Source organism: Rhizobium leguminosarum bv. viciae USDA 2370, assembly GCF_002008365.1.
Taxonomy (GTDB): Bacteria; Pseudomonadota; Alphaproteobacteria; order Rhizobiales; family Rhizobiaceae; genus Rhizobium; species Rhizobium leguminosarum.
In genome coordinates, this window is sequence record NZ_MRDL01000047.1 from 32358 (window position 1) to 56294 (window position 23937).

The following is a 23937-nucleotide window of genomic DNA, read 5'->3' on the forward strand; positions in this document are numbered from 1 at the left end:
ACAGCGAATCGTGAATTGAAAAAGTCCGTTTTCTGCAAACTCTGATTTTTTTAGCGGCCGCAGAGGCCGACACAGAAAATTGAGCTGGTGGGACCTGCCATTTTGCGTTCAAGTCGCGGGGGGGCCGCGTAGCGGAAAGCCCCTATCGCAAAGTCTCAGGTTCTGATCGGTTCTTTGCCGCTCGACAGGGAAATCCGCCAGCCCTGCAGCCAGCGGATTCGGTCTCGGTGAGGGGCCAGACTTGCTGGCCCCTTATCCCTTAGATATCGCTTGCAGCGCTCGACCAGAGGTCCGCCGCTTCGGCTGCCGTCATGCGCCGCACCTCGGCCTCGTGGCTGCGGCTGGCGAAGAGTTCGCTTGCCATGATCTGCTCGGCAAGATCGGCCGGAAGCGAGAGGATGACACGGGCTTCGCCATTGTGCAGGCCGCCGAGTTCGGTGCGCTTGCCGGTCACCATGCCGCCGGCAACCGTGTTGTTGGTCTCCGGATCGATCAGGATGAAGGAGCCGGAAAGCCGGTTCTGCTCATAGGGGTCGAAGATCGCCGCTTCGTCGAAGACGAGCCGCACTTTGCCGATGGCGTTCATGTAGAGCCGCTGGGCGGCGTTCCAACTGCCGGTCTTCAGTTCCAGCTGGCTGAGCGGCTGCACCTGAACGCGCTGGCGGCGGCTGCCGCTCTTCAGCCAGTAGCGCTTTCCGGGCTCGATACCCTCAGGCTGCAAGGCAACGATCTGCGCGTCGAAGGCAAGGCCGACCTGCGGCTGGGCGTCGATCGAGACGATCATGTCGCCGCGCGCCACATCCACCTGGCGGTCGAGCACCAGCGTGATCGCGTCACCGGCAACGGCTGCATTGCGGACGAGATCGAAGGTGACGATCTTCGAGACATTGGCGACCATGCCCGACGGCAGGATCATGACGCTGTCGCCAGGCTTGACCGAGCCGCCGGCAACCGTGCCCTGATAGCCGCGGAAGCTTTCGCCGGGACGCGAGACGCGCTGGACCGAAAGGCGGAAACCGACCGTCTGCGACGAGCGCACGGTGGCAAGCTCCAGTGTCTCCACGAGCGTTGGGCCGCTGTACCAGGGCATGGCGGCCTGGCCGGAATAGACGACGTTTTCGCCCTTCAGCGCCGACATTGGAATGGCGATGATCTGCTTGACGCCGAGCGACAGGGCAAATTCCCGGAAGTCATGGCTGATCTTGTCGAAGCCGGCGCGGTCGTAGCCCGTCAGGTCGATCTTGTTGACGGCGAGCACGAACTGCTTGATCCCGAGCAGCGAGGCGATCGTCGCGTGACGGCGCGTCTGCTCGAGAATGCCGAAGCGCGCATCGACCAGCAGGATAGCGAGATCGGCGGTCGAGGCGCCGGTTGCCATGTTGCGGGTATATTGCTCGTGGCCGGGCGTGTCGGCGACGATGAAGGAGCGCTTGTCGGTCGAGAAATAGCGATAGGCGACATCGATGGTGATGCCCTGTTCGCGCTCGGCCTGCAGGCCGTCGAGCAGCAATGCGAAGTCGGGCAGACCGAGATCGTTCTGCTTGCCGGTGGAATCGCGCTGCAGGGTGGCGGCCTGGTCTTCCTTGACGGCCTTGGTGTCCCAGAGCAGGCGGCCGATCAAGGTCGACTTGCCGTCATCGACGCTGCCGCAAGTGATGAGGCGCAGCGGGCGCGAGTCGCGCAGAGCTTTCTGCTGCTCGGCGGCGGGCAGGCTGACGACGGTGGCGGCCGAGACGGCGGTTTGGGCTGCGGTCATCTCAGAAATATCCTTCACGCTTCTTCTTTTCCATGGAGCCGGACTGGTCGCGATCGATGGCGCGGCCCTGGCGTTCGGACACCGTTGCAATTTCGAGTTCGGCAATCACCTCTTCGAGGGTGGTGGCCTGTGAGCGGATGGCGCCGGTCAGCGGGAAGTCGCCGAGGGTGCGGAAACGGATCATGCCTTCCTGGCGGACTTCACCGGGCAGCAGTTCCAGACGTGGGTCCTCGGCGAGGATCATCATGCCGTCGCGCTCCACGAAGGGCCGCTTCTTGGCGTAGTAAAGCGGCACCAGCGGAATGTCCTCGGCCTGGATGTAGCGCCAGATATCGACCTCAGTCCAGTTCGACAGCGGGAAGGCGCGCACGCTCTCGCCCTTGCGGATCATGCCGTTATAGATGTTCCAGAGTTCGGGCCGCTGGTTGCGCGGATCCCAGCGATGATCCGGCGTGCGGAAGGAATAGATGCGCTCCTTGGCGCGGCTGGCTTCCTCGTCGCGCCGTGCGCCGCCGAAAGCGGCATCGAACTGGCCGGCATCGAGCGCTTGACGCAGGCCTTCGGTCTTCATGATGTCGGTGAAAGCAGCCGATCCATGCGTAAACGGGGTGATGTTTTCGGCTTTGCCGCGCGGATTGATGTGCTCGATCAGATCGAGATCATACTTCTTCGCGGTCTCGTCGCGGAAGGCGATCATCTCGGAAAACTTCCAGCCGGTATTCACATGCAGAAGCGGGAAGGGCACGCGGCCGGGATAGAAGGCCTTGCGCGCCAGATGCAGCAACACCGAGGAGTCCTTGCCGATCGAATAGAGCATGACGGGACGCTCGAATTCGGCCGCAACCTCACGGAAGATGTGAATGGATTCGTTTTCCAGCGCTTTCAGATGCGGGTCGAGCGGCGCCTTGGCGCTCTGCGGATTGCTGAGTTCCGTATCCGGACGGCTATCGGGCATGTTTTACTCCAGGCTATCGGTCGTTTACGGCTCGCCGCAAAACAATTCCTTGATGTTGGCTTTCCCCGGGAACGTTGGCTTTCCCAGGGAATGTTGACTTTCCCAAGGCTGCGGCGGTCGCCGCGCCCCGATTGGGAAAGCCGTGAGGTGATTTACTGTGCGGCGATCGCTGCGGCCTCTTCGGCGACGTGCAGGCCGCATTCGCGCGTTTCGTCCTGCTCCCACCACCAGCGGCCGGCGCGTTCCGGCTCACCGGGCTTGATCGCCCGGGTGCAGGGCTCGCAGCCGATCGAGGGATAACCGCGAGCGTGCAGCGGATTGACCGGCACGCCATTTGCGGAAACGAAGGCCTTGATCGCCTCCAGGTCCCAGTCGGCGAGCGGATTGACCTTCAGCAGGTGGCGCTCGGCGTCGTATTCGGCAAAGGGCGTTTCGGCGCGATTGGCCGATTGGCCGCGGCGCAGGCCGGTGATCCAGATCGCAGCACCTTCGAGCGCCCGTGCAAGCGGCTTCAGCTTGCGCACGCCGCAACAGGCATGCCGGGCTTCGACACTCTCGTAGAAACCGTTGAGGCCGTATTGCGCCGCATAGGCGTCGATATCGGCCTTCTCGGGCTCGTAGCGATGAATGCGGATGTCGTACTGGTTTTCGGTCTCTTCGATCAGTGCCAGCGTTTCGGCAAACAGCCGGCCGGTCTGCAGCGTCGCGACATCGATCGGCAGGCGGTGCGTGCCGATCTCGGCGGTGATCACCTGGTCCTCGATGCCGAGTGACGTCGTGAACACCACGCGGCCGCCGAGGCCTGAGACCAGCGACAGACGTCCGGCAAGGTCGAGGCCTGCCAGTCTGTCATTCAGCGCCTTGGCTTCCGCAATCGGTCCTTCTTCCGCAATCGGCCCGTCTTCCGCAATCGGATTGATAGCAGTCATGAGAATCCTGTCCTTTGTTGACCGGAGTATCGCAGTTCACACAGGGATCGGACAGAAAAAGGGATTTCGAAAGCTGCGGCCGGAAGAGCAAATATCTCTCCGAAGCTGCCGCGATGCAGAAAAGCAGCCGCCTGCGGATGAAAATCCACATCGGCAGCTCGAATGTCTATAGAAATAGTAGAGTTACACGCAGCCTGTCAATCCGAAATCTGAAGTGATGCCGAAAATGGTGCAGAAGGCGCAGTTTTGGCATAGATTAAGAGAGCTTGGCCGAGAGCAAAAAACAAGGCCAAAACGCTTGTCTCTCAAGGCTTTCTCCGGCGCGTTCAAATTCCGTTCATGCTGGTTGTGCCATAGAGGTGAAAGTACTTCCGTAGCAGTGCGGAAATTCGCACTGCCTGTGTGTGTCGATGGTCAAAAATGATTACGCAAAAGGCGAAATATGCGCTGCGGGCGCTCACGGTCTTGGCTGATGCCGATGCCGACGAACCGGTGATGATTTCCGATATCGCGGCGCAGCAGAAGATCCCGAAGAAGTTCCTCGAACAGATCCTGCTCGACCTGAAACATCACGGCGTCGTCGCCAGCCGCCGCGGCAAGCAGGGCGGTTATCTCCTCCTCAAGCCCGCCCACACCATCACCTTCGGCGAGATCCTGCGCATCATCGACGGCCCGATCGCGCCGCTTCCATGCCTCTCGATCACCGCCTACCGCCGGTGCGACGATTGCGACGGCGAACAGAACTGCCAGATCCGCCACGTCTTCGCCAAGGTGGCGGACGCCACCCGCAAGGTGCTGTTCTCGACGACCATCGCCGATGCCGTCGCCCCAGCGCACAGCGCCGAAGTCACCCGTCTGCTGGCCTGAGCATCAGGGTGAACTGACGCCCGCATCTTTCTTCAAGATTTGGTGAAATCCCTTTTCTTCCGGCTCAAATGCTCCACCTGCCCGTCAATACGGGTAGGGAGGATATGATGTTTAGAATTTCAGCGCAGCGGCTAGAGCAATTCCAGCAAAAGTGCACAGCGGTTTTGCGTCCGGAATTGCGTGAAAACAAAGAGATAGAGCATTTCCGTGGTGCGAAGAAAAACGGAAATACTCTAATGGCTGCAGCCATGCTTTCTGTGGCTTTCGCCACCGGCGCAATGGCCCATCACGGCTGGTCCTGGGCAGAGGCGGATCAGATCGAGCTTGCTGGCACCATCGAGAAAATCTCCATGGGCGGGCCGCATCCGACCCTTAACGTCGCGACCGCCAATGACGGCGTCTGGCTCGTCGAGCTCGGCAATCCGCGCCAGACGGAACGCTCCGGCTTCGTCGAAGGTGTCGCCAAGCCCGGCGACCAGGTGGTGGCCCTTGGAAACCGTTCGCAGGATCCAAAGGAGAAGCGGATGAAGGCGGTGCGCCTCACCATCGGCGACAAGCGCTACGATATCTATCCCGACCGCATCAAGACGAACTGACCTCTGGGCGAAGCGAGCTGTGATCGACATTCTCGAATGGCTGTCAGCCACCACGCCTGCGGTCGCGCTCCGGCGCTCCGGAACACTCTACATGTTCGTCAACGCAGCCCATATCCTGGCGATCGGTCTTCTCATCGGCGCCATCCTGCCGCTTGATCTCAAGCTCGCCGGCTTCTTCCGCAAGCTGCCTGTTGAAGTCGTTGCCCCATTTCTCTCCCGCTCCGCCGGCGTCGGCCTTGCCGCGGCTATTCTAACTGGCTTCTGCCTCTTCAGCGTCCGGGCGGTCGAATATGCCGCCAATCCCGCCTTCCTCGCCAAGCTCGGGCTGATTGCCTTCGGATTACTCAACGTGCTGGTGGTGCACGCGGGGCAGGGTTGGCGAACGGTAACCACGGTCGGCATTCTTCGCCCTGCCATAAGAGTTTCGGCGGCTCTGTCGGCGGCGACATGGATCGCCGCACTCGTGGCGGGACGCTGGATCGGATTTCTCTGATGGGATTGCTCCCGATTTTCTCAACCGCGGCGCATATGAATTGCGTCAGGTGGAGGGGAGTTGAATATAACACGATGATCCATCATGTTGCATTGCAATTGCAACGCATGAGGAACGTCATGAAAACGGCATCTCTCCCGTCCCTTCGCGTGGATCCTGAATTGCGCGCTGCCGCCGAAAGCGTTCTCAAAGAAGGCGAGAGCTTGTCGTCGCTGATAGAGGACTCTCTTCGCCGCCAGGTCGATTACAGAAAGACCCAAGCGGAGTTCATTGCGCGGGGTCTGGCCGGCTTGGCGGGCGCTGAGCGCACCGGTGTGTTTTACACAACGGACGACATTCAGGAGTTGATGCGCAAAAAGCTTGAAAAGGCGAAAGCTCGTAAAGCTGCACAGCAAAAATGACCTTCGAGCTAAAGTACACCCAGACCTTCTATGAAGATCTGGACCGGCTCGCCGATTTTCTGATCGAACGTGATCCGGATTTGGCGGAACGTGCCATCAACGCCATCCAAAAAGCTCTGATGATACTTCAGGATTTCCCGCTGATGGCCAGACGCGCCTCTGCGGATGATCCCTTGCTGCGCGAGCTCGTCGTACCATTCGGTTCTGCCGGACACGTCATTCTTTTCAAAGTGATGAGCGAAACGAGCGTCATTGTCCTCGCCGTCCGTCGCCAGCGCGAAGAAGATTACCACTGACTATCTGTCGCTCACCGCCGCGCGCGGATTGACCCAGGGTTCCTGGTTCGAGCGCGCCAGCGGCTGTTTGCCGAGGATATGGTCGGCCGCCTTCTCTCCGGTCATGATCGAGGGTCCGTTCAGGTTGCCATAGGTGACGTGCGGGAAGATCGAGCTGTCGGCGACACGCAGGCCATCGACGCCAATCACCCGCGTTTGCGGGTCGACCACCGCCATCGGATCGTCCTTGGCGCCCATCCGGCAGGTGCCGCAAGGGTGATAGGCGCTTTCCAGATGTTCGCGCAGGAAGGCGTCGATCTCCTCGTCGCTTTGCACGCCTTCGCCCGGCTGGATCTCCGGCCCGCGATAGTCGTTGAAGGCGCTCTGGCCGAAGATCTCGCGGGTGAGCCGCACACAGTGGCGGAACTTCTCCCAATCCTCGGCGTGGCTCATATAGTTGAAGCGCAGCACCGGATCAGCCTTGGGGTCGGCCGAACGCAGCGTCACGCTGCCGCGCGATTTCGACAGGTTGTAGCCGACGTGAACCTGGAAGCCGTGGCTCTTCGCCGCCGCCTTGCCGTCATAGCTGATCGCCACCGGCAGGAAATGGTATTGGATGTCGGGCTGCTTCAGCCCCGGCGCCGAGCGAAGGAAGGCGCAGGCCTCGAACTGGTTGGAGGCGCCGAGCCCGCCGCGCGAGAGCAGCCATTGTGCGCCGGCCACGCCCTGCCAGAACCACGGCAGCCAGGAATAGAGCGACACCGGCTTGGTGCTCACCTGCTGGAAGTAGAATTCCATATGGTCCTGCAGATTGGCGCCGACGCCCGGCCGGTCGGCCTTCACCGTAATGCCCATGTCCTGCAGATGTTGGCCGGGACCGATGCCCGACAGCATCAAGAGCTTCGGCGAATTGAAGGAGGAGGCTGAGACGATCACCTCGCGGTTCGCCTTCACCACCTCTATTTTGCCGTTGCGTTCGATCTCGACGCCGGTCGCCCGTCCGTCCTCGATCAAGATCCTCTGCGCAAAGCCGTAGACGATATTGACATTGTCCCGCTTCAGCGCCGGTTTCAGATAGGCATTGGCGGCAGACCAGCGGCGGCCGCCGAAGATGGTCTGCTCCATCAGCCCGAAGCCTTCCTGCTTGCTGCCGTTATAATCCTCCGTCGTCTCGAAGCCCGCCTGTTTGCCGGCCTCGACGAAGGCGCGAAACAGCGGATTGGTGAAGCCGCCGCGCTGGACATGCAGCGGCCCGTCCGTGCCGCGCCAGCCTTCTTCGCCGCCATGCGAATGCTCCATCCGCTTGTAATAGGGAAGCACGTCGGCATAGGCCCAGCCGCTGGCGCCGAGCTCTTCCCAGCGGTTGAAATCCTCGGCATGACCGCGCACATAGACCATGCCGTTGATCGAGGAGGAGCCGCCGATCACCTTGCCGCGCGGCGCGGTGATGCGCCGGTTATTGAGGTTCGCCTCCGGCTCGGACAGATAACCCCAGTTATATCGCTTCATGCTCATCGGCCAGGCAAGCGCCGCCGGCATCTGGATGAACGGCCCAAAATCGCTGCCACCCGCCTCGATGACGAGGACACTGTTCTTGCCGTCTTCCGACAGACGGTAGGCGAGGGCGGAGCCGGCGGAGCCCGAGCCGATGATGACGAAATCTGCTTGTTGCATGACGTTCCCTTAGATTCTTTTGCAACGGTGCCAAAGACCCCGCCCCAAACCCCTCCCCAAAAGGGGGAGGGGTCTTCACTTCCTCAATAAGGCGCCACCACCGGCCCCATGCCCACGTAAACCGTCTTCAGCTCGGAATAATGCTCCAGCGCGGCCAGCGAATTCTCGCGGCCGAAGCCGGATTGTTTCGAGCCGCCGAAGGGGATTTCCACCGGGCAGAGATTGTAAGTGTTGATCCAGAGCGTGCCCGCCTCCAGCCGGTCGACGACGCGATGGGCGCGGGTGAGGTCGGCGGTAAAGACGCCGCCGGAAAGGCCGAATTCACTGGCATTGGCCCGCGCGATCACCTCGTCCTCATCGTCGAAATCGAGCACCGACATGACCGGCCCGAAGATCTCCTCGCGGGCGATGCTCATGTCGTCGGTGACATCGGCAAACACCGTCGGCTGCACATAATAACCCTCGCCGGAGACGTTGTTCGGAATGCCGCCGCCGGCAATGAGTGTTGCGCCCTCGGCCTTGCCCTTCTCGATGTAGGAGATCACCTTCTCGCGCTGCGCCCAGGAAACCATCGGGCCCACCTGCGTCGCCTCGTCCATCGGATCGCCGATCAGCATCGCCTCGGTGCGGACCTTCAGCCGCTTCAGGAATTCGGCCTTAACAGCCTTCTGCACGAAGACGCGTGTGCCGTTCGAGCAGACTTGCCCCGTCGAATAGAAATTGCCGAGCATCGCGCCGCCGACCGCCGAATCGAGATCGGCATCGTCGAAGACAACAAGCGGCGACTTGCCGCCGAGTTCCATCGTCACATGCTTGAGGTTGCCGGCGGCGGCCGCCGCCACCCTGCGGCCGGTCGGCACCGATCCGGTCAGCGATACCTTGGCGACATCGGGATGGTTGACGAGCAGCGGCCCGGTGTCGCGGTCGCCCTGGATCACATTGAAGAGGCCCTTCGGCAGTCCTGCCTCATGCAGGATCTCGGCGATCTTCAGCGCCCCGAGCGGCGTGTTCTCGGACGGTTTGAACACCATGGCATTGCCGCAGACAAGCGCCGGCGCAGCTTTCCAGCAGGCGATCTGCTGCGGATAGTTCCAGGCGCCGATGCCGACGCAGACGCCGAGCGGCACCCGCTTGGTATAGGCAAAGTCCTGGCCGAGCGGGATCTGCGAACCGTTGAGACCGGCCGGCGCAATGCCGCCGAAGAATTCGAAGGCATCGGCACCCGAGGTCGGGTCAGCGACAACAGTCTCCTGGATCGGCTTGCCGGTGTCGAGCGTCTCGAGTTCGGAAAGCGCCCGGTTTCTCTCGCGCATGATGTCGGCTGCCCGCTTCAGGATGCGCCCGCGCGCCATCGGGCTCATCGCCGCCCATTCCGGCTGGGCGCGCTTGGCCGCCGCGATCGCCCGTTCAACGATCGCGGGCGTTGCGGCATGCAGCCGGGCGATCACCTCGCCGGTCGCGGGATAGAGGCTCTCGATGACGGTGCCGTCGGTATCCTCGACATATTCGCCGTCGATGAAGTGCGAGGCTTTCGGCTGGGCTTTCATGTCATTTGTCCTTGGGTGGTTCGATGTGGTCGTCCCTTCTCGCTCCGGGGAGAGGGGGAGGCGGTGGCCAAAAGCGCATTCAGATAATCTTCCGTCAGCGCGATCGAGGCTTCAATGCCGATCGGCGCGGATTTCAGACTTTGCCTGATATAAAGCCCGTCGATCATCGCCGCAGCGCCTTCGGCGATGCGTTCTGCGGCGTCAGCTGGCAACAGCGCCTTGAGGTCGGCCAGCAGATTGGAGCGCAGCCGCCGCGCATAGATCACCAGGAAGCGTCGCGTCTCTTCCGAGCGCTGCGCTTCGGCGTAAAAGGCAAGCCAGGCGGCAATCGTCTCCGGCGCGAACTGGTCGGCGTGGAAGCTGACGCGGATGATGGCGGAAAGCCGCGCCCGCGGCGTCCTGGCGGCCTTAAGTGCCGCCACCGTATCGCTGCGCAGTTGTCGGAGAAGCGAGCGGATCGTCTCGATCAGCAATTGTTCCTTGCTGCCGAAATAATGATGCGCCAGGGCTGGCGACACGCCGGCCTGCCGGGCGATATCGGACATGGTGACGGCAAGCGAGCCGTGATCGCCGATCACCCGCAGCGCTGCATCAACAAGCGCCTTGCGGCGCACCGGCTCCATTCCGACTTTCGGCAACAAACCACTCCTTGAAATCAGCGGCAGGTTATTTTTGATTGACTGATCAATCAATAAAAATCTTTCGCGATTTGACTGGGCGCGGATCTTTCCCTGTCAAATTGCTGCAACATATTCAGAATCTCAGGAGGTGCATCATGACCGATGTCTTCGAGGGAACGCCGACATCTTCGCTACAGTCGAAATGGATCTGGTTTGCCGGCCTCGGCGTGTTGTTGCTCGTCTGCGGTCTGATCGCGCTCGGCAATCTGATGCTCGCCACCGTCGTTTCGGTCTATTATGTCGGCATGCTGATGCTGTTCGGCGGGGTGATCTATCTCGTCCATGCCTTCCAGGTGCGCGGCTGGGATCATGTGCTGTTCTGGATACTGAGCGGCCTGCTCTATGTGCTTGCCGGCATCTGCGCTTTCGTCAATCCGATCCTGACCTCGGCGGCGTTGACGCTGTTTCTCTCGCTCGCACTGGTCATCGCCGGCGTCTTCCGCACCTGGGTCGGCATGCGCATGAAGCCCACCAAGGGCTGGCGTTGGATCGTCGCAAGTGGCGTCATCACCGCTCTTGCCGGTTTCGTCATCGCGCTCGGCTGGCCGGTGAACAGCCTGTGGATCCTCGGCCTGTTCCTCGCCGCCGATCTCATCGTCCAGGGCTCGACAATGATTGCCTTCAGCCTCGGCATCCGCAATCGAAACTGATGCCGCTGACCGTTCTTTTTTGACAAGACTATGACAGGGGATTAGACTTAACGGGTTACAGACCGGTCCTAAGTCAAGTGAACGGTCTGAGTGCGAATGCACCAAGGCACCGGCGAGATCGCCGAGAATGCTGAAAATGGTCATGCGTCCCCCAGAGGCAGGGTTCTGCCTGATCAGAAAAGGGAGGAAGTTCATGCCGATGGTCACCGTTTCCATCTCTCCGCAACAGGCAGCGGGCATCCGCGCCGCCGTCGACAATGGCGGCTATGCCTCGAGCAGTGAGGTCGTCCGCGAGGCGCTCCGCCTCTGGGATACCGCCCGCAAGCTCAATGAGTTCCGGGACGATATTCTTGACGACGGCGCTCCATCCGGCGGCAGATGCGTCGCCGACATGTTCGCCGATCACGAGGCGGAGCGCCGTCGCTCCGCCTGAACAAGGATTTGATTGCATTGGAAAAATTGAATGAACGCGGAACGCGCAGGATGCTCTTGCGCGTTTCATAAAACTTTCACACTGGCGAAAGAGTTCATTGATCCTTCTGCGGCATGTTCCGGACGAAAAAGAACAAGTCACAGTGGAGATCGGCCCACAATGAAGACCAGCATGTCCTTGGCTGCCACCGTCGCGCCGGATGTCCTGCGCCGCTACGCCAGCGATCAGATCGTCACCCTTGCCAAGCTCGTGGTCGAGAATGCCTTCCAGCCGATCGTCGAGGCCGGCACCGGCACGGTTTTCGGCTACGAATCCCTGATGCGCGGCCAGGAACGCATCGGTTATGATACGCCCCTCGAAATCCTCGACGAGGCTCACCAGGCCGGCCAGCTGCTGCAGCTCGAACAGATGGTCGCCAGCCGCGCGCTCGCCAAATTCGCGACGCTATCGAATTTCTCCACCTCGACGCTGTTCCTCAATCTCGATGTCCGGCTGATCCCGCATGGAGAACACCTGGTCGAGAGCCTGCTGCAGCATCTGCGCAAGGCGAATATTCCGCCGTCTTCCGTTTGCTTCGAATTCTCCGAGCGTTTCGACAATACCAGCGTGCCGGAATTTTCCGGCCTCGTTTCCAGGCTGCGCAAGGCCGGTTTCAAACTGGCGATCGACGATTTCGGCGTCGGCCACGGCGAGATAAAGCTGCTCTGCGATTATGCCGTCGATTATCTCAAGATCGACCGCCATTTCGTCGCCGAGATCGACCGCAGCCCCCGCAAGCGCCATCTCTTGAGGAGCATCGTCAACATTGCCCATGTGCTCGGCACGCGCGTCATCGCCGAAGGCATCGAGACCGAGGCCGAATTCATCGCCTGCCGCGAATATGGCGTCGACCTCGTCCAGGGCTGGTTTATCTCCCGCCCGACGACGCATATATCAGAGCTGGCGCCGTCCTACCCGCACCTGCAGGAGCTCGGCAAGAGCAAGCGGGGCAGCCAGTCGCTCGACGAAATCCTCATCCGCAAGCAGATCGAGCTGCTGCCGACGGTCTATGAGAATGACAGCATCGACAGCGTCTTCGAACTCTTCCGGCGTAATCCGCGCCAGGCCTTCTTTCCTGTCCTGAACGCCAATGACGAGCCGCGCGGCATCATCCACGAGCATCACCTCAAGGAATATATCTACCAGCCCTTCGGCCGCGATCTCCTGAAGAACAAGATGTACGAGCGCGGCATCTCGCATTTCGTCGAGATGGCGCCGATCGTCGGCCTCGACAGCGACGCCGAGCAACTGATGGCCATCTTCGCCAATATGGAAGGCAGCAACTGCCTGATCCTGACCGACAATATGCGCTATGCCGGTGTCGTCTCCGCCGCGTCGCTGATCAAGGTCATCAACGAGAAACAGCTGAAGACCGCGCAGGACCAGAACCCGCTGACCGGCCTGCCGGGCAATCGTGCCATCCGCGATTTCATGCGTCAGTCCGGCCGCGACGGCGATGCGCTTCGCCACTTCTGCTATTGCGACTTCGACAATTTCAAGCCGTTCAACGATGCCTATGGCTTCCATCTCGGCGACCACGCGATCTCGCTGTTTGCCGCGCTGATGCGCCGCTATTTCTTCGCCGAACGTCATTTCCTCGGCCATGTCGGCGGCGACGATTTCTTCATCGGCGTCGTCGGCTGGACCAAGGAAGAGCTGACGGAAATCCTCGAGCGGCTGATCAGCGATTTCCATGACGACGTGCGGGACCTCTATTCCGACGAGGATCGCGCCGCCGGCCGCATCCTCGGTCACGACCGCACCGGCGCCGAAGCTTTGTTCCCGCTGATGCGCTGCTCGATCGGCGTCATCGAACTGCCGGAAGGACTCGTCATCGACGATATCAACCGCGTCAGCGCCGAAATCGCCATCATCAAGTCGGCCGCCAAGGACAGCGAGGGAGGCCTGGTCTTCCATCTCCTACAGCGCCGCGCGTCATTTTAGATGCGCAAAGGACGCTGTAGCACTTATGCAGTGGGCGAGGCGAATTGACGCCTCTGCCACATCAAGTCTTCCCAAGCCTGCGGGGCTGATTTACTTCCTGTGTTTTAGACAAAAAGCCAGAGCGGTTCCGCGCACTTCCACCAAAAGCTGAACTGCTCCAGGGAGGAGCCGGGTCATGCCATTGCCTCAGGAAATGCGTTTCGTCGATCTGCCGTCCTTCGGCGGGCCCGAGGTGATGACGATCGGCAAGCGACCGCTTCCCGTACCGCAAGACGGGCAGGTTCTGGTGCGCGCCGAGGCGATCGGCGTCAACCGCCCCGATATTGCCCAGCGCCAGGGCAGCTATCCCCCGCCCAAGGATGCGAGCCCGATCCTCGGTCTGGAGCTATCAGGCGAAATCGTTGCCGTCGGCCCCGGCGTCAGCGGCTATGGCGTCGGCGACAAGGTCTGCGGGCTCGCCAATGGTGGCGCCTATGCCGAATATTGCCTGCTGCCGGCAGGCCAGATCCTGCCCTTTCCCAAGGGCTATGACGCGGTAAAGGCGGCCGCTTTGCCTGAGACCTTCTTCACCGTCTGGGCCAATCTCTTCCAGATGGCCGGGCTGACGGAAGGCGAAACGGTGCTGATCCATGGCGGCTCCAGCGGCATCGGCACGACGGCGATCCAGCTCGCCCGCGCCTTCGGCGCTGAAGTCTACGCGACGGCGGGTTCGAAGGAGAAATGCGAGGCCTGCGAGAGGCTCGGCGCCAAACGCGCGATCAACTACAGGACCGAGGATTTCGCCGAGGTGATCAAGGCCGAGACCGGCCACGGCGTCGATATCATCCTCGACATGATCGGCGCCTCCTATTTCGAGCGCAACATCGGCTCGTTGGCCCAGGACGGCTGCCTGTCGATCATCGCCTTCCTCGGCGGCGCGATCGCCGAAAAGGTCAATCTCTCGCCGATCATGGTCAAGCGGCTGACGGTCACCGGCTCCACCATGCGGCCGCGCACGGCAGAAGAAAAACGCGCCATCCGCGACGACTTGCTCTCCGAGGTCTGGCCGCTGCTGGAAGCCGGCACCGTTGCGCCCGTCATCCACAAGGTCTTTGCCTTCGAAGAGGTTATCGAAGCCCACCGGCTGCTGGAAGACGGCAGCCATGTCGGCAAGGTCATGCTCACCGTCTGAGGTCAGCTTCGGACCAGCATTTGTGCGCAAGGTGAAGCTGATCCTGGCCGTTTGTGAGTCTCCCCGGGTCGTTGAACAGTCGTCTGATCGAAACCCGGCCCCGAAACTGCGCATCTTGATGTGGTGTTGCTTGCGCATTGTACGGTCCCTACGAGGAATGCAATGGCTCTATTCCACGCCTGCCCCATCTGCCGCAGCAGAATTCCGCATTTCATACCGCTTCCGCGCTACTACATCGACAAGGCGGTCGAGCACGGCTTTCCCTATCGCGTCGATGAATTCGAGACGATCAACCATCAGGCCTATAGCTGCCCCAATTGTCATTCGTCCGATCGCGACAGGCTCTACGCGCTGTTCCTGACGCCAGTGTTCCAGCGCCTCAACCAGGCGCACCCCTTCCGATTCCTGGACATTGCGCCGGGACGGGCCTTGAGCTTCTGGCTCAAGAGCCACCCGCATATCTTCTACCGCAGCTGCGACATGTATATGCCCGAGGCAGACGACAAAGCTGATATCCACAACCTGCCCTACGCCGACGAGAGCTTCGACTTCGTGCTTTGCTCCCATGTGCTCGAACATGTCGAGGATCCGGTGCGTGCCACCGCCGAAATCCGGCGTGTTCTCAAGGAACACAGCATCGCCATCCTGATGGCGCCGATCTGCCTGTCGATCGAGGACAACTATGAAAATCCCGAAGTGACGACGCCGGAAGGCCGCTGGGCGCATTTCGGCCAAGACGACCATGTGCGCCTCTTCTCAAGGTCCGGGTTCATCGATGTGATCCAGCGCGCCGGTTTGGCGGTGCAGCAAGTTCCGGTCACCGAATTCCTGACGCCCGAGGTCTGCGATACCTATGGCATCGGCCGCAGCTCCGTCCTCTATCTCGGCGTGAAGCAGCAGGCCGTCCAGCAGGAGCCGGAACCGGAGCGCAACGTCGCCTAATGCATGTCGCCCGGAAGTGTGCAGCGGTTCCGGGACAACGACATGCATAAAAACAAAGAGCTAAAGCGTGTTGCATGAATCAAATTTGATGCGACGCGCTTTAGAGCATAATGTCGTCAGAACAGTGTGAGTGGTTTTCGGACGACATCATGCTCTAACTCTTGAATTGAGAACAGGATTCGGACCTTAGGCCGATAGGGCCTAAATCATCCTGTTCTAAGAGCGCAGCAAGCATTCAGTTATGAAAAGGCGCCCCGAACCCGAGGCGCCTTTTTCAATTTCGGCTGTCTCTCAGCGTCATCGCCGCCACAATCGCGACGATGCCGGGCAGCGCCATCGCGACATAGAGCCAGTGGGCCGCCGAGATGCTGCCTGCAACGCCGCCCGGATCGACGAGGCCGGCGCCATTGGCGATGACGCCCGAGAAGGCCGCACCGAAGGCGCCGCCGAGCGAACTCATCGTCGGGATCGCCGAAGAGGCCTTGTCCTGCTCGTTGTCGGCAACAAGCCTCAGGACCATGGCGACCAGATGCGCCCAGCCGAGACCGATGCCGAAGCCCATCATCAACATGCCGATCGCCGCCGGGACGATGAGAAGCATATGCCCCTCCGGATTGTCGCTCGCGAGGAAAATCGCGAGCGAAGCGGTCGCCGCCGCCTCGATAAGGGCACCAATGACGATTGCCCGGTAAGCCTGCCTGCCGGTCCAAGAGCCACTGAGGAAGGCCGCAAACGTCCAGCCGAGGGCGACGAGCGCGACGAGATAACCCGATAGGAGTGGCGCCACCCCATGCAGGGTCTGCAGGAAATAGGGAATGAAGACGTCGCTGACGAGGACGACGGTCATGGCGAGCATCGCCAGGTAGACCCGGGAAATCGGCTGGGAAAGGCTGACGGCGCCGGACGGCAAGAGCCGGTTCGGGCTCTTCCGCTCGATGAGAAGCATGGTTGCCACCGCGATGACCGAGGCCGCAATCAGCGCCGCTTTCGCGCCTGTTGTCTCGATCGCGCCGGCCGCACTCACCATCAGCACGGCCGCAAGCAGCAGTCCGATCTGGGCAACCGGAGTCTTCTCCTGCTCGCGGTCGTCCTCGACCTCGGGCAGAAGCCGTGGCGCCAGGAACGCCATCAACAGCCCGAGCGGCACGAGCACGATGAAAGCGTAGCGCCAGGCGTGGCCCGAAGAAAAGAAGCCGCCGAGCGTCGGTCCGATGACGGTCGCCACGCCCCAGATCGCCGCATAGAGCGTCGAGGCCTTCGGCCAGAGTGGCTCGGGATAGACGAAGCGGATGAAGGCATAGCCGAGCGCGGCCAGCGCCCCAGTTCCCAGACCCTGCACCGCGCGTCCGATCAGCACCACCGGCATCGACGGTGCGGCTGCGGCAATCAGGCTGCCGACGCCGAAGACCAGTGCCGCGATCACATAGACGGATCGAAGCCCGATGCCGCGCGGCCGCATGGCGACGAAGATCGAGCCGAGCACGGCGGCGGCGACGAACAGGCTGGTGACCCAGGAAAACAGCGCGAGCCCGCCGATATCGCGCACGATCGAAGGCGCGATCGTCGCCATGATGTAACTCTCCACAGCATAAAGCGTCACGCCGCCGGCCAGCATCAGCGTTGCCGGCAGGTGCTCGGGCAGGAACAGGCGGAAGACCGAGCTGGAATTCGAGACGGCTGCGGTCTGGTCGATATTCGACATGGGAGGACCCCGAGATTTTTACTGGCGAAGGATTATTTTCCAAGTTATAAATTGGAAAATTGCATGCCGCTTCGATTAAAACAAGACTTGACTTGGAAAATATGCGCCAGTCCCCAGCCAACCGGATCCTGATCCTGATAAAGACCGATGGCCCGCAGCTTGCCGCCGCGATCGGCGATGCGCTCGGCATATCAGGCGAAGCCGCCCGGCAGCAGCTGTCGAAGATGGCGGAGGAGGGGCTGGTGGAACCGGTCACCGTTGCCGCCGCGGGCAGGGGCCGGCCGCGCCAGCTCTGGCACCTCACGGCCAGCGGCAACCGCCAATTCCCGGATGGCCATGCCGAGCTGACGGCAAATCTCCTTGGCACGCTGGTCGAACAGCTCGGGGCCGCAGCCCTCGATACCGTCATCTCCGCCCGCGAGGCCGAGACGCTGCAGCGCTATCGGCAGGAACTCGGCGAGGCGCATGACCTTGCCTCGCGCATCGAAGGCCTTGCCGGCATCCGCACCCGCGAGGGCTATATGGCCGATCACTGGCAGGAGGCGGATGGCTCCTTCATGCTGGTCGAAAACCACTGCCCGATCTGCGCCGCCGCTACCGTCTGCGCCGGCTTCTGCCGCTCCGAACTCGAAACCTTCCGCGCCGTCCTCGGCGCCGATATCGAGCGCAGCGAACACATCCTCGCCGGCGCCCGCCGCTGCGCCTACCGCATCATGCCGCGTTGACCGATATCGCTCGCAACCGGCTGGCGCTTCACGCCGGCTGCCGCGCCTGCCGCCAGTTGCTTTCGAGATAGAGCAGCACTCCGATCGATGCGAGACCCGCGGCCGCGCCGACAAAGGCGGTGCCGGAATAATCGGTGATCGCGGTGCCGAAAGCGAAGAGGCCGGCGCTGATGCCGGTCCCAATGAACGTGTTCAGCGAGATCAGCGAGGTTCCAAGCCCCGGTCGGTCCGCGATCAGGTCCTGCAGATAGGTGATCGGCACGCTGAGGATCGCTGCCGCCCCGCAGGCATTGAGGAGGAGTAGTGCATAGATGTGCCAGGGCGCGGAAGCAAAACCAAGCAGTAGCAGATAGGCGCAGTAGATCAGCGCGCCGAAGGCGAGCACATGCACGGTCCGGAAGTGGCGCTGCGCAAAGCCCCACATCATCATGAACGGCATCTCGAGCAGCGCCGTCAAACCTGCCATGAAGCCGACATCGACGACGGTGCCGCCGGCCGCATGGGTGATGATCAGCGGCAAGAGCATGCTGTTCAGCCGCTGCAGCCCGAACAGCATCGCCATGACGATAACGCGCGACAGCACGTGCGGCACAAAAATCCGTTTCAGCGAAGCAAAGAATCCGGCGTGATCGGGGGCAGGGCCGGCGGCGCCATTTCGGGGTGCGAAGAAGAAATACAGGCAGAAGCAGGTGCAGCTTGCCAATGCCGCGATCCCATAGGCCGGCGTCATCGACGGCGAACTGACGAGATAGAGGCCGATCAACCCCGGCGCCAGCGCCCATGAGCCGGAAAACAGCGCTCGCACCGTTGCGGTGATCGCCGCCCCCTGGCCACGGTCCATTTGATTGGTCCTGGCGCGCAGGCTGGCGAACAGCAGCGAATAGGTGGAATTGCTCATCGGCACCAGCAACAGCGTGGAGAAGATGAAGACCACGGGGCTATGAATGATCGCGATCGACCCGAAGCCGAGCATGCCGGCGACGCAAAGCCCCAGCACCAGCGGCCGGCGCTCTTTCAGCCTGTCCGACCAGATGCCGAGCGTCAGGCTCGTCGTCACGTTGACGATTGCCGAGAAGAACACCAGCGCCGAATAGGCGCCATTGCTCAAGCCGAGTTCATTGATCCCGATGATCGACTGGTAGGGCGCGGTCGAAGCATAGGTGAAGGCGAGCGCGACGAGTGTCACGGTCGGAATACGGATCCTGTTGTCGCGAAGGATCAAGGAAAAGGTGGATGGCATGGGGCGGTTCCTGATGCACCACTCTTAGCTGCATCGGACCTATCAGAGAAACGATAGTTTTAGATCGTCTCCGTCAATTTTTGTGATGAATGTTTGGACGATGTGCTCGCGTCCAAGCCTGCAAGGGGGCTGAATGCCTATTTCAGAATTTCGCGACCAAATTCGAGAGCCAGAAGTCGATTTGCCCGAAGGGAAGAACATTTGCCAAAAAAGCGACGAGCGCTGAGGTGGTGTATATCAACACCAGCCCAAGAAGGACTCCAAGGGTGATTCCGACGCTCGTCTTTGCGGGCTGGCGTGCCAACCAACACGCCAAGCTCAGAGAGACAATCGTGAAAAGTGCCAACAACGTGGACTCGGTGATAGATGTGCCCGATTGCAAAACAATTCCTCGGATTGTGAATTGGGTTGCAAGGCATAACGTCTCGAGCCGTCTAAACTCAAGGGCTGGGACGGCGGAATATGCGGTGATGTCCAGCCACCCATAGAGCCGGTGCACTATCAGCAGGCACCCGCGCAGCCGCCTAAACCCCGACGCCACGTCAACCCCGTTGGCTTTCGCCGCGTGACGCGTTATGGACTGCGCAACCCCGCCAGCATCCGGATGAGAGCTCATGACCAATCCCGTCACCGTCGAAGTCACTCGCGGCCTGCTCGTCGAAAGTCGCCATCGCGGCGCGGTGGCTGTGGTCGATGGCGATGGCAAACTTGTCTTCTCGCTGGGCGACATCGAGGCGGCCATCTTCCCGCGCTCGTCCTGCAAGGCGATGCAGGCGCTGCCGCTGGTCGAAAGTGGTGCGGCCGATGCCTATGGCTTCGGCGACAAGGAATTGGCGCTGGCCTGCGCCTCGCATAGTGGCGAGGACGAGCATGTGGCGCTGGCCGCTTCCATGCTGTCGCGCGCCGGTCGCGACGCCGAGGCGCTGGAATGCGGCGCCCACTGGTCGTTCCATCAGAAGACCCTGATCCATCAGGCCCGCACGCTCGAGGCACCGAACGCGCTGCACAACAATTGCTCGGGAAAACATGCCGGCTTCATCTGCGCGTGCTGTCATCAGGACCTCGATCCGAAGGGCTATGTCGGCTATCAGCACCCGCTGCAGGTCGAGATCCGCGCGGCGATGGAAAGCCTGACCGGCGCCGTGCTCGGCGCCGAGAGCTGCGGCACCGACGGCTGCTCGATTCCGACCTATGCCGTGCCGCTCAAGAGCCTTGCCCACGGTTTTGCGAAAATGGCGACCGGCACCGGCCTCGAACCGCTGCGCGCCAAGGCCTCCCGCCGACTGATCGAGGCCTGCATGGCCGAGCCCTTCTATGTCGCGGGCTCCGGCCGCGCCTGCACGGAACTGATGCAGATCGCCCCCGGCCGTATCTTCTGCAAAACAGGCGCCGAAGGCGTCTTCTGCGCCGCCATCCCGGAAAAGGGCATTGCCATCGCGCTGAAATGCGAGGATGGCACGACCCGCGCCGCCGAAGCCATGGTGGCGGCGACCCTCGCCCGCTTCTTCGAGACGGAGAGCGAGGTGCATGCGGCCCTGATCGCCCATACCACGAAGCCAATGCGCAATTGGAACGGCATCCATGTCGGCGATGTCAGGGTTACTTCCGCCTTGGCGGATGAGTCGAGCTTGCTTACATAAGTTATTAGAAAAATAAGAATTGCCTAATATAAAAGGGGTACGTCCTGCGATCGCGGATGCACCCTTTCGCGGCGACGTGAGCACAGTCCTGGAAGCCGTGAGGGCAGGGCATGTTTGCAGGCCGCTATCTCTGGTGGATGCTGATGGGCATCGGCATCTTCATGTTCGCTACGTTGAGCCTCGATTATATCACCTGGCTCACGATCCAGCTGTCCGGCTGCGGCGAGATGGCCGGGACCTGCGAGCCGGCCCTGCGGCTGATATCGGGCGTGCTCAAACCCGCCTGCATCTGGACCGCGATCGGCGTGCTCTTCATGGCGACGCTGCTCCGTCTTCACGCTCTCTCGCTCATCTGGTTCTGGGGGCCGATCGTCGCCATCTGGTTCGTCGCTTCCACGCCGATCCTGCTCTTCCTGGCGGCGGATGCGGCGGCGCTGACGCAATCCGCTACCCTGGCCGCACTGCCCGTCGCCTTCCTGTTTCTGGCGGCTTTCGCAGCCTATCTCATGTTTGCCCTCGAGGATGGCGACATGCTGCCGCTTGCAGCCTCGGTGCCGTTGCGCCTTACACTCCGCCTGACGGCGGTTTACGGCGCGCTTGCTGGCGCAGCCTTCATGCCGGAACTCTCGCGGATCGCCGGGACCCTGCTTGACATGCCGGCACTTTCCATCGTCATCGCGTTGGCGCAGCCATATCTGCAGACGGTGCTCACCATTGGAACCGGCAGCATGGCGCCGGCCTATGCCGTGTTGGCGGCCTTCATCGCGGCCCTTGCCGCAAGTCTCTTGCCGCATGCTGCAGCACCGCAGCCCTCCCGCAGCACCATCATGCTGCGGCGATTGCGCCGTTGAGATCGCGATAGGGTTTCAGCCGTTCGGCGGTCACCTCCATGGGCACGATCAGCCCCGCCACCTCGGAAATGCCAAGCACCGGGCAGGGCGAGACGAGGTCGAACTTCTCCTCAGTCAGCAGCACATGCGTTTCGGCCGAGCAGCGGGCAATGTGCCGCTTGATCGCCGCTTCCTCGAAATCGCCGGTGGAAAGCCCGTGCACCGGATGCGCCGCCGTCACCCCGAGGAAGAAGAGGTCGGGGCGAAGCTGCGAGATCGCCGCTGCCGCCGCTGCGCCCGTCGCCACCATCGAATGTTTGTAGAGCCGTCCGCCGGTCAGGATCACCTCGGCTGTCGGGTGGTGTTCCAGCTCGGCGGCGATCGTCGGGCTGTGGGTCGCAACCGTCAGCGGCATGTCGCGCGGCAAATGCCGGGCGATCTCCGCCGTGGTCGTGCCGCCGTCGAGGAAGATCATCTGACCGGGCTTGACCATCGCCGCCGCCGCTGCTCCCAGCCGTGCCTTGATCTGTGACGACACGCTGCGCCGGGCGGTGAAGTCAGGCAGGTCAGGCGCCAGCGGCATCGCCCCGCCATGCACCCGTTTCAGCAGCCCTTCCGCTGCCATTTCCCTGAGGTCCCGCCGGATCGTGTCCTCCGAAAGGGCGAAATCCTCGGCGACGCGCTTGGCGATCACCTGGCCGTCACGGCGCAGGATGTCGAGAATGAGGGTCTTGCGTTGCGTTGTCAGCATCGTCTCTCTGCACGAAATTAAACATAATAGCCCGATATTGCACGAAATGACTCGACATTCAAGAAATATCGTGCATTTTCGCGAAATCCCGTGCATGAGGCCGGGAGTGCTCACGCAGATGCGGAGCGAAGGAGTGGATCATGTTGATTTTGATTGCCGGGCCCTATCGGTCCGGAACGGGCGACGACCCGGAAAAGATGGCCGCCAACCTGAAGCGGCTGGAAGAACCCTCACACGCGCTGTTTGAAGCCGGCCACGTGCCGATGATCGGCGAATGGGTGGCGCTGCCGATCTGGCACGCCGCCGGCGGCCGGTCGGTCGGCGATGCGCTCTACGAAGAGATCTTCCACCCGGTCGCCGGCCGGCTGCTGCAGCTCTGCGAAGGCGTGCTGCGCCTGCCCGGCGATTCCAAGGGAGCTGATAACGACGTGCGCATCGCCAGGGAACGCGGCATTCCGGTCTGGAACCGCCTGGAAGACGTGCCGGGCTGCGGCTGAGCGGATTGCTGCGCCCGCGCTTTGCCCTTCGCTACACTCAGCGCATTCGCAGCTGTATCGCTCACCCCCTCAACCGACCCGTCGGATGAGGGGGCCACACGGCACACCTATCATGTCCTCACACTCGCACCCACCTTGTCCCGATGGACGATCAAAACCCAATCTCCCCAGTTCCGGCGCACCGACCGCTACGCTATAACCCTTGCCGAAAGGGAGTCGAGAACCATGCTGACACTGTATTACGCGCCGGGAACCTGCGCGCTCGCAAGCCTTATTGCCCTGGAAGAATCCGGCCTGGCCTTCGAAGTAAAGAAGATCAGCATCCGCGATGGCGAGCAGCGTTCGCCGGACTATCTGAAAATCAACCCGAAGGGCCGGGTGCCGGCACTGGTCACCGATTATGGCGTGCTGACGGAAACGCCGGCGATCCTGGCTTATATCGCTCAGAGCGCGCCGGCCGCCAAGCTGGCGCCGCTCGACGATCCTTTCGAATTTGCCAGGCTCCAGTCCTTTAACAGTTATATCTGTTCGACCGTGCATGTGAACCATGCCCATCGCCCGCGCGGCTCCCGCTGGGCCGACGAGCCGGCGGCAATCGAGGCGATGAAGGCGAAGGTGCCTGAGAATATGGCCGATTGTTTCACGCTGATCGAGCAGACGATGTTCGAAGGCCCATGGGTGATGGGCGAGGCCTATTCGCTCGCCGATCCCTATCTCTTCGTCATGACCGACTGGCTGCCATCGGACGGCGTCGATCCCGCCCGCTTCGAAAAGGCGAGCGACCACCACGCCCGCATGCTGCTGCGCCCCGCCGTCCAGCGGGCGCTGGCCTACGACCGGGCCTGACCGTTAAAACCTGCGGCAAGCTTCTTCGGCGCCCGGAACAGCCAGGCGCCGATCAGTCGCAACCGCAGTTCCTCGTCGCCGATCACGGCGGCGCGCACCGGCAGATGCGGCCAGCCGACATAATGATCGGTTTGAAAATAGACGTCAGGCGCCATTTCCAGCAGGTGATCCTTGTCGTCGAGCGAAATCGAGATCACGATCGTCTCGGCATTCTTCACCGCGACAAAACTCTTGCCGCCGACCTTCAGCGCTGGATTGCCATAGGAGGTGCTCTCCTCGACATCAGGCAGGCCGGCTTCCGCCGCCAGCCGCTTCAGGCGTTCGAAGATCGCATCGACGTCGTCGGCCATTGCT

25 protein-coding genes are annotated in these 23937 nt (G+C 61.8%); 15 read left to right on the forward strand and 10 right to left on the reverse strand.

Annotated elements, in window-relative coordinates; translation table 11 throughout:
* Positions 1 to 259: 259 nt before the first annotated feature.
* The 3 genes from cysN to BS629_RS24120 all read right to left on the reverse strand — a co-directional run bounded on the left by cysN (position 260) and on the right by BS629_RS24120 (position 3640).
* Positions 260 to 1756 (reverse strand): sulfate adenylyltransferase subunit CysN, encoded by a 1497-nt coding sequence (gene cysN / locus BS629_RS24110; protein WP_018241148.1) that lies wholly within the window; start codon positions 1754 to 1756, stop codon positions 260 to 262.
* 1 nt (position 1757) lies between these two features.
* Entirely contained in the window at positions 1758 to 2711 is a 954-nt protein-coding gene (gene cysD, locus BS629_RS24115; RefSeq protein ID WP_003546395.1) for a sulfate adenylyltransferase subunit CysD, read from the reverse strand.
* 152 nt (positions 2712 to 2863) lie between these two features.
* The gene (locus BS629_RS24120; RefSeq protein WP_018241149.1) at positions 2864 to 3640 is read right to left on the reverse strand and encodes a phosphoadenylyl-sulfate reductase; all 777 of its coding nucleotides are present in this window, start codon (positions 3638 to 3640) and stop codon (positions 2864 to 2866) included.
* A 420-nt stretch (positions 3641 to 4060) separates the two neighbouring features.
* Between BS629_RS24120 and BS629_RS24125 the strand changes: the two genes are divergently transcribed.
* From BS629_RS24125 to BS629_RS24145, 5 genes are all read left to right on the forward strand, one after another.
* Positions 4061 to 4507, forward strand: a complete 447-nt coding sequence (locus BS629_RS24125) for an RrF2 family transcriptional regulator (RefSeq protein WP_018241150.1) — start codon at positions 4061 to 4063, stop codon at positions 4505 to 4507.
* Between the two features lie 236 nt (positions 4508 to 4743).
* The gene (locus BS629_RS24130; RefSeq protein ID WP_018241151.1) at positions 4744 to 5103 is read left to right on the forward strand and encodes a DUF6152 family protein; all 360 of its coding nucleotides are present in this window, start codon (positions 4744 to 4746) and stop codon (positions 5101 to 5103) included.
* 19 nt (positions 5104 to 5122) lie between these two features.
* Positions 5123 to 5596, forward strand: a complete 474-nt coding sequence (locus BS629_RS24135; protein WP_018241152.1) for a DUF6644 family protein — start codon at positions 5123 to 5125, stop codon at positions 5594 to 5596.
* Positions 5597 to 5715: 119 nt separating this feature from the next.
* On the forward strand, positions 5716 to 5997 hold the full coding sequence (locus BS629_RS24140; RefSeq protein WP_026188312.1) for a YlcI/YnfO family protein: 282 nt from the start codon (positions 5716 to 5718) through the stop codon (positions 5995 to 5997).
* Entirely contained in the window at positions 5994 to 6293 is a 300-nt protein-coding gene (locus tag BS629_RS24145) for a type II toxin-antitoxin system RelE/ParE family toxin (protein WP_018241154.1), read from the forward strand. Before BS629_RS24140 ends, BS629_RS24145 begins: the two co-directional genes overlap by 4 nt.
* Here the strand turns inward: BS629_RS24145 and betA are convergent, their stop codons facing one another.
* The 3 genes from betA to betI form a co-directional block, all read right to left on the reverse strand.
* The gene (betA, locus tag BS629_RS24150; protein WP_018241155.1) at positions 6294 to 7946 is read right to left on the reverse strand and encodes a choline dehydrogenase; all 1653 of its coding nucleotides are present in this window, start codon (positions 7944 to 7946) and stop codon (positions 6294 to 6296) included.
* 83 nt (positions 7947 to 8029) lie between these two features.
* Positions 8030 to 9493, reverse strand: coding sequence for a betaine-aldehyde dehydrogenase (betB, locus tag BS629_RS24155; protein WP_018241156.1), 1464 nt, complete (start codon positions 9491 to 9493; stop codon positions 8030 to 8032).
* A complete protein-coding gene (betI, locus tag BS629_RS24160; protein WP_032981483.1) occupies positions 9490 to 10116 on the reverse strand; it encodes a transcriptional regulator BetI in 627 nt (208 codons plus the stop codon). Before betI ends, betB begins: the two co-directional genes overlap by 4 nt.
* A 152-nt stretch (positions 10117 to 10268) precedes the next feature.
* Here betI and BS629_RS24165 point away from each other — a divergent pair, with 152 nt between their 5' ends.
* The 5 genes from BS629_RS24165 (at position 10269) to BS629_RS24185 (ending at position 15352) form a co-directional block, all read left to right on the forward strand.
* Positions 10269 to 10823, forward strand: coding sequence for an HdeD family acid-resistance protein (locus BS629_RS24165; RefSeq protein WP_018241157.1), 555 nt, complete (start codon positions 10269 to 10271; stop codon positions 10821 to 10823).
* 193 nt (positions 10824 to 11016) lie between these two features.
* A complete protein-coding gene (locus tag BS629_RS24170) occupies positions 11017 to 11256 on the forward strand; it encodes a ribbon-helix-helix domain-containing protein (protein WP_018241158.1) in 240 nt (79 codons plus the stop codon).
* Positions 11257 to 11415: 159 nt separating this feature from the next.
* Positions 11416 to 13239: a bifunctional diguanylate cyclase/phosphodiesterase gene (locus tag BS629_RS24175; RefSeq protein ID WP_026188314.1), complete on the forward strand. Its 1824-nt coding sequence runs from the start codon at positions 11416 to 11418 to the stop codon at positions 13237 to 13239.
* A 175-nt stretch (positions 13240 to 13414) separates the two neighbouring features.
* Entirely contained in the window at positions 13415 to 14410 is a 996-nt protein-coding gene (locus BS629_RS24180; RefSeq protein ID WP_018241159.1) for an NAD(P)H-quinone oxidoreductase, read from the forward strand.
* A 162-nt stretch (positions 14411 to 14572) separates the two neighbouring features.
* The gene (locus BS629_RS24185) at positions 14573 to 15352 is read left to right on the forward strand and encodes a class I SAM-dependent methyltransferase (RefSeq protein ID WP_018241160.1); all 780 of its coding nucleotides are present in this window, start codon (positions 14573 to 14575) and stop codon (positions 15350 to 15352) included.
* Positions 15353 to 15626: 274 nt separating this feature from the next.
* Here BS629_RS24185 and BS629_RS24190 read toward each other — a convergent pair whose 3' ends face one another.
* Positions 15627 to 17054, reverse strand: a complete 1428-nt coding sequence (locus BS629_RS24190) for an MFS transporter (protein WP_018241161.1) — start codon at positions 17052 to 17054, stop codon at positions 15627 to 15629.
* Positions 17055 to 17155: 101 nt separating this feature from the next.
* Between BS629_RS24190 and BS629_RS24195 the strand changes: the two genes are divergently transcribed.
* The gene (locus BS629_RS24195) at positions 17156 to 17779 is read left to right on the forward strand and encodes a helix-turn-helix transcriptional regulator (protein ID WP_032981646.1); all 624 of its coding nucleotides are present in this window, start codon (positions 17156 to 17158) and stop codon (positions 17777 to 17779) included.
* Positions 17780 to 17807: 28 nt separating this feature from the next.
* Here the strand turns inward: BS629_RS24195 and BS629_RS24200 are convergent, their stop codons facing one another.
* Positions 17808 to 19019, reverse strand: coding sequence for an MFS transporter (locus tag BS629_RS24200; protein ID WP_018241163.1), 1212 nt, complete (start codon positions 19017 to 19019; stop codon positions 17808 to 17810).
* Between the two features lie 614 nt (positions 19020 to 19633).
* Between BS629_RS24200 and BS629_RS24210 the strand changes: the two genes are divergently transcribed.
* Both BS629_RS24210 and BS629_RS24215 read left to right on the forward strand, forming a co-directional pair.
* The gene (locus BS629_RS24210) at positions 19634 to 20659 is read left to right on the forward strand and encodes an asparaginase (RefSeq protein WP_018241165.1); all 1026 of its coding nucleotides are present in this window, start codon (positions 19634 to 19636) and stop codon (positions 20657 to 20659) included.
* 110 nt (positions 20660 to 20769) lie between these two features.
* Complete coding sequence (locus BS629_RS24215) at positions 20770 to 21510, forward strand: hypothetical protein (protein WP_018241166.1); 741 nt, start codon at positions 20770 to 20772, stop codon at positions 21508 to 21510.
* Here BS629_RS24215 and BS629_RS24220 read toward each other — a convergent pair.
* The gene (locus tag BS629_RS24220; protein ID WP_018241167.1) at positions 21485 to 22240 is read right to left on the reverse strand and encodes a DeoR/GlpR family DNA-binding transcription regulator; all 756 of its coding nucleotides are present in this window, start codon (positions 22238 to 22240) and stop codon (positions 21485 to 21487) included. The genes BS629_RS24215 and BS629_RS24220 overlap by 26 nt on opposite strands.
* A 140-nt stretch (positions 22241 to 22380) precedes the next feature.
* Between BS629_RS24220 and BS629_RS24225 the strand changes: the two genes are divergently transcribed.
* Both BS629_RS24225 and BS629_RS24230 read left to right on the forward strand, forming a co-directional pair.
* Positions 22381 to 22737, forward strand: a complete 357-nt coding sequence (locus tag BS629_RS24225; protein ID WP_018241168.1) for a hypothetical protein — start codon at positions 22381 to 22383, stop codon at positions 22735 to 22737.
* A gap of 225 nt (positions 22738 to 22962) precedes the next feature.
* The gene (locus tag BS629_RS24230; protein ID WP_018241169.1) at positions 22963 to 23583 is read left to right on the forward strand and encodes a glutathione S-transferase family protein; all 621 of its coding nucleotides are present in this window, start codon (positions 22963 to 22965) and stop codon (positions 23581 to 23583) included.
* Here BS629_RS24230 and BS629_RS24235 read toward each other — a convergent pair.
* Positions 23568 to 23933, reverse strand: a complete 366-nt coding sequence (locus BS629_RS24235; protein WP_018241170.1) for an MmcQ/YjbR family DNA-binding protein — start codon at positions 23931 to 23933, stop codon at positions 23568 to 23570. The two genes, BS629_RS24230 and BS629_RS24235, sit on opposite strands and share 16 nt — an antisense overlap.
* Between the last annotated feature and the right edge of the window lie 4 nt (positions 23934 to 23937).